This window comes from Thalassotalea marina (genome assembly GCF_014656435.1).
Lineage (GTDB): Bacteria > Pseudomonadota > Gammaproteobacteria > Enterobacterales > Alteromonadaceae > Thalassotalea_C > Thalassotalea_C marina.
Window position 1 is genome coordinate 144,070 of record NZ_BNCK01000005.1, and the last position, 12,981, is coordinate 157,050.

Here is a 12,981-nt window from a genome sequence, read left to right on the forward strand (position 1 = left end):
ATGGCAAGCACAATGCCAAATTCTAAATTATTGCTCTTTTTCATTTTGAATCCCCAATCGCTTCATCCAATTTGTTAGCGTTTGATGGTCTTTTAAGCCCAACATTTGGGTAGCGTGTTTCTTAACATTACCGCTTGCTTTCAATGCTGCTTCAACATACTTTTTTTGATAATTTTCAGTTAGTTGAACTATATCCACTTTATCGTTAAAAGACAGCCTAACATCATTATTTTGCTCATCAAGTCTTCTATTTATGATCGCGTCTGACAGTTCCTTTTCACCTACCAATTTTGCATCTGTCCAGAGAAAAGCTCTGTTCAATGTGCTCCATAATTCACGAATGTTACCTAACCAAGACTGAGATAAAATAAATTTAATTCCATTTTCGGAAACTTTTTTACTTACATAGTCTGGATGTTTGGACCCCGACTCATTAATTTGGTCTGTCAGCTGTTCAACTATGACTGGAATATCTTCAAGTCGATCTCTAAGTGGTGGCATATTGATAATGCCCACCGCTAATCGATAAAAAAGATCTTCACGAAAATCTCCTTGTTCAATCAAAGAGGTCAAATCTTGGTGAGTAGCAGCAATAACGCGCACATCGACATTAATGGTTTTTATATCACCAAGTCTGGTAATTTCACCTTGCTGTAATGCTCTTAGAAGCTTAACTTGTATATCAGGCTTTAATTCTCCAACTTCATCTAAAAATAAGGTTCCACCGTTAGCTTGCTCAAATAGACCTGCATAATCTTTATCTGCGCCAGTAAACGCCCCTTTTTTATGTCCAAACAGTGTTGAATCAACTAGATTTTCAGCAAGCGCACCACAGTTTACGACTCTTATAGGCTTGTCGCCTCTCAGGCTACCTTTATGGATAGCATTTGCCATTAGCTCTTTACCAGTACCTGTTTCACCTAAAATAAGGGCAGGAACTTCAGAAGCGGCTATTCTCTTTGCCTTTTCAACCACATCAGTCATTGTTTTTGACTTGGCAGTTAAATCTGAAAACGCCTTTTGTACCTGTGGTAATGAGGTCGCCGTATGTGCAATGTTCTTCGAGGCAGACCTAACGTATTCTTTACCGAAATCCAGTGGTATTTCGACTTCTTCAATAACGTTATTCGGGGACGATTGCACAAAGCGTGTATTGGACTTTCCCTTTCCATGAAGCACTGAAAGCGTTGTCATGGCAGGTGTGCCAGAAGTTAGGTTAATTGAGAGCCTGTCTGACTCTTCAGATAACTTTGTGATCCATTTTTCTGTTTCGATTGAAATAGACTGGTAGTCAATCGGACTTTGGATTTGCGCTAAGTGGATTTTGATATCATTAGAAGGACGGCTAATCATCGCCATCCGCTTTTTCAGGAAGCGCTCAAACGAATCCCACTTAGCTTCATCTTTGTTGGAAAGAATAACTATTTTATCAAATGGAACTTCAGATTTTGTCGCAAGTGAAACAATAGCAGCGTTCTGCTCCTGTTCCATGTTTTCAATATCGCGATTACCAAGCCACGTAAAAAGTGTATGCACTGTCCAATTGCTTATTTTTATTCATTTGTAAATAACTTTACATTAAATAAAATAATTTACTAGATTAAAAATCTTCTTATCCCTTTAAATTATTTAAGTTCTGATATGCCTTCTTTGTCTTAATATAGCCTTAGGCAATACCTTATTTAACAAGCTCTTCTCATGTTTAAACAACCACATATAAGCTGCATTCTCAGCTTGCTTAATCTGATTTCGCGTAAAGCTTGGGTTGTCTCTGATACACTTTTCCAATACTGCCAGCATTTCATCTCGTTTGGCTTTATACCTAATCCTAGCTCTCAACTCTTTGACTTCTGGGTAGCACTTGAGTACTTGTTCCACAGCTCCCTGAGAAATCCCCAAATCCGTTGCAATATCTTCAGTTGGTTTACCTATGAGTAGCTTCCGCCAAATAATTCGTCGCTCTTTGTCGAAAACCTTACTAGGACGAGTAGCTATAGGGACTTGATATTGAATCGCCCTTGCTTTTAATGTTGCGATAGATACACCTGCTGACGCAGCTACCTTTCGAAGGCTTTGACCATTGATAAGCTGGTTAATAAAATAGGACCAATCCAGCTCTACTTTTACCGATTGATTGTTAGGCAAGGCATCACAAGTGTGTTCCGAAACTATGAATTTTTTTAAATGCTCCCAACTGTCAAATAAAGAGAAGATAAATGCAAAATGCTGCATAGGGTGATGCTGAACACTTCTTTGATAAAGTAAACACTGAGGAAAATAATCCTTCTGGACTTGGTGATAGAGTGTTCGAAAATGCTGAGTTTTATCACTTAGCCTCTCTAAGCATTTTTGAACTAGCTTGTGTAGCGTTGCCTGCCTAACACGCCCACACTGCGTGAGCAAACCAAGCTCTCTCAAACGATCCCAATACGCATTATATAATTCAGGTAAATGGATATCGCAATTGAGGTCGTGTAGTTCAGATGCCAGTAAAGACGAAAATCGATATTCTTCACCGTCAAATACTTCTACATTTAGATTTTTATTTAGCTTAGGTAAAAGCAATTTTATTGGAGAGCACACTTCGCTGTTCAAAATGCACTTATGCTTTGGACACGATAATACCCCTGTAATTTGATGCTCCAAATGCCAATATGTGGTCCCGTAAGTATCAATATTTTCCTTCATACATAAGGGGCAAGATTTCAACTCCTTTCCATACGTGAATCTACTTGCCACTATTCCTAATTGACTCTGTAAACTTTCTGTTTTACCCGTTCTGAGTGAGTCATAAAGCCTTAAGCACATGTCAGGCGATAAAAATGGTTCGTAATAATGAAAACTCGTCATCTGGTTAATAAGAGTGGGCATATCAATCCCACTTAATCCTTCAAACTCATTCAAAAATGATGGGAATTCGTTATTGGGGCGAGAACCATTTATTTTAAACAACTTCAATGTATTGCCTTTAAATGAAGCTTGAGCAGAAGCCAGGTGAAATCGGCAAAGCAGGCTATAAACAGTTTCATCGGGTAAAGGCTTTGGGAAAAAAGAATACACAGGACCGTGCTCTAGCGATTTTCTAACCAGTAATAAAGAGCCAACCAGTACACATAATTTCTAACACCATGACTTTTATGCTGGCCCGCAAACATCGTTCTCAGTATATTGATACTTCCTCTCTCTGTTGGTCTGGCAAAATCCCTAAAAAGGTATCTTAATAACTTATCGCCCAATACTTTTTCGAAATCCACATTCAATTCCTGACATACCTTCAATCTCCCCGCACGCTTTGAGACAGGCAAATTTAGCCTGGATACAATGTTATCTTTTAAATCCCATAGCGGTATTTGTAACGATGCATCAGCTTCTAAATATGAATCAATAAAATCCTGCCATGATATGATCGTACTAGAAGGCTCTATCACTAAAGGCGACCAATTCATATTCTGATGAGGCAACTGTTCATAATACAAATTTTTGATTGATGGGTTTGCAGTCTGAAGCACACACCTGTGTTTGTAACATCTAAAACTACTGGTTATTTGATGCTTCGCATGCCAAAAACTAGTCCCATAGTGGTTTAAATCTTCTTCTCTGCAATCTGCGCAGCTATGCCAGTCTGTTGAAAATGAGAACATCTGTTGCTCATTCATATGCGTGTAAAAGGATATTAATTTTTCTAATTCAGATACGGGCTTTCCAGTCGATATTTGCCAAGGTACTAGTGATAGATTATTGGAATAAACACCATGATTAGTTTCTAATAATTTATAGAGTTGAGATGTTGTGTCGCAAAATATTTTGTTGGCCGTTATGCCTCGATCAAAAATGCCTCGCCGCTTTTGAAAAGATAGAAAATCGTCTTCTCCTGATGCTAAATAACTCCGTAACATCCATGAAAAAGTATGTTCACCAGGCAATATCTTACAATGAGGCATACTCATATTGGCAAATCCTCGTAACCATCGTCTTCTTTCGGTAAATTTGATGGTACTGATGCAACCTGCTTCTCTAGCCGTTTAAAAGTAGCTAACTCTTTTTTAGTAAAGCTGTACTCCATCATGTAAGGTTCAATCTGTTCGATAATTGCTTTTGATTCTTGGCCTGTAAATTTATTCTCATCAGCAATTTTCAATAACTTTTTAATGAGCTTTGTAGTTTCGACATCTAAATCTGAATTTGTCGTCATCAGGTCGTCGAAAGCATCAATTTTCCCATGTTTTAATGCTAAAATTGCAGGCTTCATAATCGAAAATTTCAAATTAAAAACAGTGGCTAACACTTCCTTTGAAAATTTATCGATTCCGTTTCTCAAACAATATTTGTTCGCCTGCTCAATAAGAAAAAATAAACAATGAGGTACACCACAAGTGTACTCGTAAACTCTTTGAGCTAACTCTTGAGTTAACTCTTGATATTCGTTAGTTAGTTGATAACTCCATGCATACTCTACCAGCATTTTCCAGTCTTCAGATTCAGCAGAAAAATTAGCCCAATCTACAGGCATTCCTAGGCGACGAGCATTAGTAAAAACTTTGTTAGACAGTCGGTTTGCTTTAAACGTACCTATTTTGATAGTTGGTATTCTTGCCTCATGAGAAAAACGGTCAAATAAAGTAAAAATCAATGCTCGCTCATTGGGTGATGAAAAGCAGATGTTGTGAATCTCATCAAAAATGATCATTCCTATTAATAGTGTTGTACATAAAGTAATAATCTTATCTATACACACTGATCTTTTCAGTGCCCCATACTGCGTTTCATAGTCAGTCCCATACACGGCATCTATTTTTGAAGCTATAGCCAAACATATGGACTTGCTGTCTGCCTCTCCGGGAATATTGACTTTTATATAGTTAATATGAGTCGTCTCAACGCCAAAAGGACCATCATGTGGGTGAATCAAAACAGGTGGAATAAGCGCAAGAATGCTATCAACAACGGTCGTTTTTCCCATTCCAGATATGCCGGTAAATTTAATATTAGGGGCCGTTGTTCTTGTTCGTTGATACGTTTTCGTTGCTATATTGTTCTTCCACTTTTCAGTGTTAGAATCTAAAGGGTTTCGACTAATAAACCCTTCTTTTAAGGTATTAAGGAGATCACAATAAATATCAAAATATTCTGAAGTTGGACAAACAGATTTCATAATCTCTGACGCCAATAACTCCCTCGTTTCCACATCGAAACTATCCAGTTTCTCTGGAACTTCAACCAAGTCAACGACAGCATCCCAGAAAGCTTCCTGAGACAAACGTAATGGTAGGCATTCAATCAAAGGATTACCGCTGAGAAGAGGTGAGTTTAACTTGTAATATTGCGCAACTTGAAACCCCATTAACTTTTACCTCGACGATTGTTTTTTAGCCGCTCTTTCATTTTCTGTGCGAACGGATGTGCTGCTTCTGATGAAGCTTGTTCCACTGATGGGTCTGTGCTCTCAATCTCGCTATCACTATTTAGAGCCTGATCGATCCCGACTCCTGTCATTTGTTTAAATTGATTTGAAGAAGCTTCAATTTCACGTTTGATTGCTTCATCTCTATTTGCTGATAAATCTTGAGAGTTTGCTGCATTAGCACTAATCTGCTGCTTTTCAAGTAGTGCATTCGCAACAATATTTTCAGCATTAATTCGGACAGCACTTAAATTTTCTTGATAAGATGTTGATAGTTTATTATTTTCAATTTTCTCTTCTTTTTTATAATTAGCAACTAACTCTGCTGGCATGTTTTCATACAATCGGTCAACTGATTGTAAATAAGCAGGCTTCAAACCATCTGGCGTATCTATATAGATAACGCCTAATGAGTAACGCATAAAGCGACAAGGATACTTCGGCAGTTCTTTTCCTCTTTTAACGTCTTGTACTCCGTTTTCCAATATCCATTGGCAGTTGTATTTCAATCCCTTAGATGATTTGCCAGCGGACTTAAAATACCGACCAGGTAGCAGTATATATTCTCGATGTACTGTGACCTGCCCAACCTCTAAAAGTGAAAAATATAACTCAGTCTCATTAACAGGTTTTAAATAGCCGGGTCTATGCTTAAGTCCCCATTCAAATTTAGACATTGGAACCTTCTGTACCCCATCTTGCTTCATTTCCTTTGTTAAAGTCAGGCTCTCAACAGGCGCAAAGTTATTATAGGTAGTGATAAAGTCAATAAGTAGCTGATACAACTCACGAATATTTAAAAGAGCATCTTTTCGCAAATTTCGTTTTAAATAATCAGCTATATTTTTCCTTCCCACCCCAGGAACAAGCCCAAACAAGAAGTCCTCTAGAGACTTATGTTTTCGCTCTACAGCACCTTTTTGGTTTGACCGACCTTCGGTATTATAAATCTGTTCGATATGTGCATCTTGGCTTAAGGATCTCTCTAATTCAGCTTTAAACTCATGATTATCGACCATAATGCATCTGCATTTACCAGAGATATTAAAAGGATGATTAAGCTTTATACCGATTTCTTCACAGAACTTTGTTTTATCTCGAAAGGCTATAAAAATAATTTCACGCGCTGTGTGAGCAGACGCTTTTGCAAATGTTAACAATAATGCAACCCACACTGAGCTGAATAAATCTACAACAGAGTAACAAGTTGGCCGCCCAACTCGTTTCTGGCGAGTTGGATCGAATTCATCCACTAATTCAATTGCTAAAGGTGTCTCATCAATTTGATATACATGCCCAGGACCTTCAGCATAAAACTCTTCTAGATTTCCTTTTAAACCTGCCACATCTTTGTAGTGCTGATCAGATGTTCCTTGCGCCTCTTGCTCCTTAGCTTTATTTTTGTTCCTAAACTTGGACGCATAGTTTTCAAACTGCTTTAGAGATAATAGTAACTCGTCATCCCAGCGTTTTAACTTTGAGATCTCACCGGTATGAATATTAATGACAGGGTCACTTGCATAAGTGTCGAGATAAACTTGATAAGCTTCAGCATAGCTAAGTGGTGCCCTTGTGAATATTTTCTTTCTAATAATTGTTTCAATATGCCGCTTATCGTTATCATTAATCATTCGCCCAATAGTGCCATCGCCTCTTTCTGGCCCAGTTTTTTTGAGGTATGTTTTATTTTTTCCATGCCCACTGCCGGGTTTTCTTAGGAATGCATTTTTATTTGAGCCTGCTTTCAAAAAACGATTAACCCATTGATACAATTGCGTTCTATTCACTGTAACGCCTAATGATTTAGCTATCAGTAAACAATTTTTTACCGTATTTTTCCCATAAGTATTGGAAAGTGAATACTCCTCTATGTTTCGTATGATTGGCTCAATAACTCGGAACTTAGCGTCTCTTAACTCTCTTTGCTCAGCCGTTAAGCTCTCATCACTTACAAGTAAATGAGCAGGTGTATCTAAAATAGCCTTCCTCAAAATCAAACTATCTAATTCGTCATAAATAGCCTTTAAACTAAACAGACTCGGTTTTTGCTCCTTAGTCATATTTACCATAAGCACCCGATCTGTGGTGCCGTCAATAAACACAACAATGTGAGGCTCAACAATTAAAGCTGACTCATTCTCAACGCCTGGAGTTAAAAGATCGTCAAGTTGTAGTTCATCAGCCACGATTAACCTCACAACCTAATTGCTCAAGAGATAACTCATACCTTAATTTAATAGAAGATAGGTTTGCTTTAATATGCTTATTCCAGATACAAAACTGGCAAATCTCAACAGACTCTTGATAACTGATACCGAGCTCTAAAGCGATTGCTGTGACTAGCTCGCTCAAACGTTGCTTTTTATAACTTAAACCGTTGCTAAACAGTTGTAGCCATCTCGGATGAAATATTTGTAACTTTACGGTAAGAGAGCATGAAGGAAAAAGTTGCTCTAAATTTTGGGCAAAAATTGTTTTTATTTGCTCACTCAATATAAGATACCAAGTTGCCCCTTTCGATTCCCAAAACGCCTTTTCTATTTTTAATTTATTGTCTAAATTTTTTCGCTGAGCTTCTGATAGATTTTTAAAAGCCTTTGTGTCTTTTATCGAGTATACAACTAACTTCCCAGACAAAGTTTTACACACAAAGTCGCTTGTCATTACGACTTCTACACTTCGTGAATATGGATATGTTGGATAACGAACCCCTAATTGCTTAGCGACACCGATGACTCGCTCAAGCGGCAGCAAAGGATACTGTTCTTTAATCGATACAAACTTCTTTGAAAAACGTAAGCGGTAAAAAAACATTCTCTCATTAGTAGATAATAAGTCTCGATCTTGCCCTCGCTCTTCAAAGTCGGGGGTTCGCGATTTGCTACCCATTGATTTTATATCTTGAGTGGTAATAAAGGAGTAATAAAGACGACTCTGTTTATTTAATTTTTCAAACTTACGAACCCAGCCATCGCGCACCTCTCTGGTAATATTTTGACGTCTCTTCATCGTAAAACTTAATCAATAAATCAATTATTGATTAAAAGAGTAAATCACATTTGCAAAAATATCAAATTTTCGATCAAAATCAATAACTTATAATAATATAGCGATAATTAAATGCCTGTCAAAACTCTCCTCATGCACAAACGTAAGCACTTAAAATGCCAATGAATTATCATCTTGGGAAGTTATATAAAAACCACAGAAAATAGACATCTAGAGATCCAAATTTAAAATCTACTTGAATAAGTAAATCGGAACTTTCAAATGAGAAATTGATCAAAATACGTTCGAATTTGAAGTAGGTATTAAAGCCATTAATCAAAGGAGGTGGCTTCCAAAACTCCCTTCCGCTATTCCTTGACTGATAGGAACTTCATGCATCATTAATGCGTTACTTCATTCCTTTTGATAGAGCTCAGCGTAGGTCTCTGAATAAATAAGCTCTGGAATATTCATTAAAACCACTACTTTTTAAGATTGCTTTTCGGTTAAACTCGGTTTAAAAGTTACGGCCAGCTCTTCACTCCCAGATTGATAAGTTTCAGCAAGCTCAGTAGCACTTACCTCAAATAAACGGAGTGCAGCGCGAGCTGAAGATTGCGATTCAATACGAGCAAACAACTCTTCAAATTGCATTGCCTGTCTGCGCTTTTCAAGTTGCTCTATCAAAGCAGACTCACCGTACTGATAAACATCAGGAATATTGAGGTTGATGACTTTGTCTAAGAAGCGCTGACCAGTGTATTGCTCGATACGGCGCACATGTTCGTCTTCCATAACAAACACAACATCTGCCCATTCGAGCAGCTCTTCACTGCATAATGTTGTACTGTTTCGCTTGCACTCTTTCTCGCTCAAACCTGCTGAGCGATAGACGCGTAGTGGGTCTTTCACAGCAAAGTGGTCTTCAGCTGTCTTGCAGCGATTTAAATTCGAGGTGCATAAAAATAAGATATTCATTACAGCTTCTCCTCAGTTGACTGCCGCTTCCACTCTTGAGCAGCTGCTTGATGCAATAGTCTCTGCGTATCATCAAATAATGAGCCAAAGTCTTTCTCATTAAGCTGGGGTGGTAGCATCAGCTGAACGGTTGGAATGTGTGTCTTAGGGCAAACCGCAACATGCAATACCTCAACAATCCCATCTCCCACCATTTCGGATAACGTTCGGAACAACCGATGTAAAACAAACACAAAAGCGTCATCAACCTGCAAAGGGCTGTAGAAGAATACATTAGGTGAGTAATCTATAAGATGCTGTTCAAGTACAGTCGCATACATATCGGGAGCTCCTAAACCGATCAAAAACTATCGTTTAAGAATGAACTAGAATTAGGAAAAAATCTCGGAAGTGTCACTTATATCTCGGAAGTGTCACTTATATCTCGGAAGTGTCACTAAAATTTCGCTAGACAAGAAGATTTCCACGACTGCTTCGAGCAAACTGTGTTGCCATTACAACACTTCTCAAATCAGTCAAACAGTAATAAATGACCTTGAGTTGACCCCCAATCGTCATCATTGGACTTTTTAATAAGGATGAAAAGGCAAAAAAATAGACAAACCGGAGTTTGTCTATTTTTTTATAGGTTTGTCTAAATTTTAGATGTCGCTACACAATAGCTAATTAGTCTTTATACGTATCCGTTGCTGGACATGAACAAACTAAGTTACGGTCGCCGTATACGTCGTCGATACGGTTTACTGTTGGCCAGAATTTGTTGTTAGCCGCTGCTGGTACTGGAAATACTGCTTCTGCAATTGAGTAGCCACGGTTCCATTCGCCAGTAATGTCAGCTAATGTGTGTGGTGCGTTGTGAAGAGGGTTGTCTTCTAACGTCCACTCGCCCTGCTCTACTTTACGAATTTCATCACGAATAGTCACCATCGCTTCAATGAAACGGTCGATTTCAACTTTGCTTTCTGACTCAGTTGGTTCGATCATTAACGTACCCGCTACTGGGAACGACATTGTTGGAGCGTGGAAACCGTAGTCCATTAAACGCTTAGCTACGTCCATTTCTGTAATGCCTGACGCTTCTTTTAATGGGCGTAAGTCAACGATACATTCGTGAGCTACACGGCCATTAGCACCAGTGTAAAGAATTGGGAAGTGCTCGCTTAATTTCTTCGCTAAGTAGTTAGCGTTGGTGATCGCGTATTTAGTTGAGTCAGTTACACCTTTTTTACCTAACATAGCGATGTATAGGTAAGAAATACATAAAATGCCTGCACTACCAAATGGAGCCGCTGATACCGCGCCGTTACCTTTAGTGGTTTCGTTTACTGTCACTAATGCGTGATCTGGTAAAAACGGAGCAAGGTGAGATTTAACACCAATTGGACCCATACCTGGGCCACCACCACCGTGTGGAATAGCGAATGTTTTGTGTAAGTTTAAGTGAGATACGTCAGCACCAATAAAGCCTGGTGATGTTAAGCCCACTTGTGCGTTCATGTTAGCACCGTCAAGGTAAACTTGACCGCCGTTGTCATGAACGATGTTACAAATTTCACGAATTGTTGTTTCATATACACCGTGAGTAGACGGGTATGTGATCATGATACAAGATAGGTTATCACGCAGTTCTTCAGCTTTTGCTTTCAGATCTGCCATGTCAACGTTACCTTCTTTATCACAGTCAACAACCACTACTTTCATACCAACCATTTGTGCTGACGCTGGGTTAGTACCGTGTGCTGATGAAGGGATCAAACAGATGTTACGATGTGATTCGCCGCGGCTCTCGTGGTACTTGTGAATCGCGATAAGACCAGCGTATTCACCTTGAGCACCTGAGTTTGGCTGCATTGAAATGTTGTCGTAACCTGTTAACTCAACTAACCATTTGCCAAGCTCGTCGATCATAGCTTTGTAGCCTTGTGCTTGGTCAATTGGTGCAAATGGATGCATGTTGGCAAATTCAGGCCAAGATACCGGGATCATTTGCGCCGTTGCGTTAAGTTTCATGGTACAAGAACCCAATGAAATCATTGAATGGTTCAAGGCCAAGTCTTTATTTTCTAGTTTTTTAATGTAGCGAAGCATTTCTGTTTCGCTGTGGTACGAGTTGAAGACAGGGTGCGTTAAAATGTCTGATTCACGTACAAGTGTCGCTGGGATCGATGAGTGTCCACAGTCGATAATTTGTTGGTCAAGTGCCGCAACGTCTAAACCGTGGCCTTCACCTAATAATACGTCAAATAATACCGCTACGTCTTGGCGTGTTGTAGTTTCATCAAGTGAAACACTGATTTGGCCGTCAACGTCTGTGCGGAAGTTGCAGTCTGCTGCTAATGCGCGAGCAACTACTTCATCTTTGTTGTCTAGGTTAAATGTTAAAGTGTCAAAGTAGTTAGCGTGAACTGCTTGTAAACCTTTAGATGCTGTACCTAAACATAAAATGTCAGCTAAACGGTGAATACGGTTAGCAATTGTTTTTAAGCCTTGTGGGCCGTGGTACACCGCGTAGAACGCCGCCATGTTAGCTAGCAATACTTGCGCTGTACAAATGTTTGAGTTGGCTTTTTCACGACGAATGTGTTGTTCACGTGTTTGCATTGCCATACGTAATGCGTTGTTACCGCGCGTATCTTTTGATACACCAATAATACGGCCAGGCATTGAACGCTTGTATTTGTCACTAGTTGTGAAAAATGCAGCATGTGGGCCACCGTAACCCATTGGCACACCAAAACGTTGGCTTGAGCCGATCACTACGTCAGCACCTAATTCACCTGGCGCTTTAAGTAATACTAAACTCATGATGTCAGCAGCTACAGCAACAATACCTTTGTTGGCTTGAACTTTAGCAATTAACTCGCTGATGTCACGTACTTCCCCTGTAGCACTTGGATATTGTAAAAGTGCACCAAATACGTCGTGCTCACCTACTGTGTCAGCCGCTGCAACAACGATGTCGAAACCGAACATTTCAGCACGTTGTTTTACTACGTCAATTGTTTGTGGGTAAACTTCTTCAGCGATGAAAAACAGGTTTGATTTTTTGTTTTTCGATACACGCTTAGCCAATGCCATTGCTTCAGCTGCCGCAGTACCTTCGTCAAGTAATGAGGCAGATGCTAGGTCTAAACCTGTTAGGTCTAAACACATTTGCTGATAGTTCAATAATGACTCTAAACGGCCTTGAGCAATCTCTGGCTGGTAAGGTGTGTACGCTGTGTACCAACCTGGATTTTCCAACACGTTACGTAAAATAACGTTTGGTGTTAGCGTGCCGTAGTAACCTAAACCAATGTAGCTTTTGTTTACTTTGTTTTGGCTAGCAACTGCTTTTAAGTCAGCTAATGCTTTAACTTCTGTTTTACTTTCCTCAATCGCAGGAAGGTCTGCTAAACGAATGTCGCTTGGAACAATTTCGTTAATTAATGCATCAACAGATTCAGCACCAATTTCATTTAACATGGCCTGAGTTTGTGCTTCATCCGGACCAATGTGGCGACGAATAAAGTCTTGTGTTTGTTCTAAATCTTCCAACTTAACGTTGTTAATTGATTGAGTAGTCATAAAACTGCTTACCTAAGAAGTGACAGTAAGTAAAAAATAAAAAGAAA

General features: G+C 39.1%; 9 protein-coding genes. All 9 read right to left on the minus strand.

What is annotated here, in order from left to right; all coding sequences use genetic code 11:
- Window positions 1-27 precede the first annotated feature (27 nt).
- The gene (locus IE199_RS12220) at window positions 28-1,536 is read right to left on the minus strand and encodes a sigma-54 interaction domain-containing protein (RefSeq protein ID WP_189770864.1); all 1,509 of its coding nucleotides are present in this window, start codon (window positions 1,534-1,536) and stop codon (window positions 28-30) included.
- Between the two features lie 93 nt (window positions 1,537-1,629).
- A complete protein-coding gene (locus tag IE199_RS12225) occupies window positions 1,630-3,060 on the minus strand; it encodes a TnsD family Tn7-like transposition protein (protein ID WP_189770866.1) in 1,431 nt (476 codons plus the stop codon).
- Between the two features lie 11 nt (window positions 3,061-3,071).
- Window positions 3,072-3,947, minus strand: coding sequence for a hypothetical protein (locus IE199_RS12230; RefSeq protein ID WP_189770868.1), 876 nt, complete (start codon window positions 3,945-3,947; stop codon window positions 3,072-3,074).
- Window positions 3,944-5,341: an ATP-binding protein gene (locus tag IE199_RS12235; protein ID WP_189770876.1), complete on the minus strand. Its 1,398-nt coding sequence runs from the start codon at window positions 5,339-5,341 to the stop codon at window positions 3,944-3,946. Before IE199_RS12235 ends, IE199_RS12230 begins: the two co-directional genes overlap by 4 nt.
- Window positions 5,341-7,587, minus strand: coding sequence for a TnsB C-terminal domain-containing protein (locus IE199_RS12240; RefSeq protein ID WP_189770878.1), 2,247 nt, complete (start codon window positions 7,585-7,587; stop codon window positions 5,341-5,343). Before IE199_RS12240 ends, IE199_RS12235 begins: the two co-directional genes overlap by 1 nt.
- Window positions 7,580-8,410: a TnsA endonuclease N-terminal domain-containing protein gene (locus tag IE199_RS12245; protein WP_189770883.1), complete on the minus strand. Its 831-nt coding sequence runs from the start codon at window positions 8,408-8,410 to the stop codon at window positions 7,580-7,582. Before IE199_RS12245 ends, IE199_RS12240 begins: the two co-directional genes overlap by 8 nt.
- 468 nt (window positions 8,411-8,878) lie before the next feature.
- Window positions 8,879-9,367, minus strand: coding sequence for a hypothetical protein (locus tag IE199_RS12250; RefSeq protein ID WP_189770884.1), 489 nt, complete (start codon window positions 9,365-9,367; stop codon window positions 8,879-8,881).
- Window positions 9,367-9,687: a hypothetical protein gene (locus IE199_RS12255; RefSeq protein ID WP_189770886.1), complete on the minus strand. Its 321-nt coding sequence runs from the start codon at window positions 9,685-9,687 to the stop codon at window positions 9,367-9,369. Before IE199_RS12255 ends, IE199_RS12250 begins: the two co-directional genes overlap by 1 nt.
- A gap of 346 nt (window positions 9,688-10,033) precedes the next feature.
- Complete coding sequence (gene gcvP / locus IE199_RS12260; RefSeq protein ID WP_189771344.1) at window positions 10,034-12,919, minus strand: aminomethyl-transferring glycine dehydrogenase; 2,886 nt, start codon at window positions 12,917-12,919, stop codon at window positions 10,034-10,036.
- Between the last annotated feature and the right edge of the window lie 62 nt (window positions 12,920-12,981).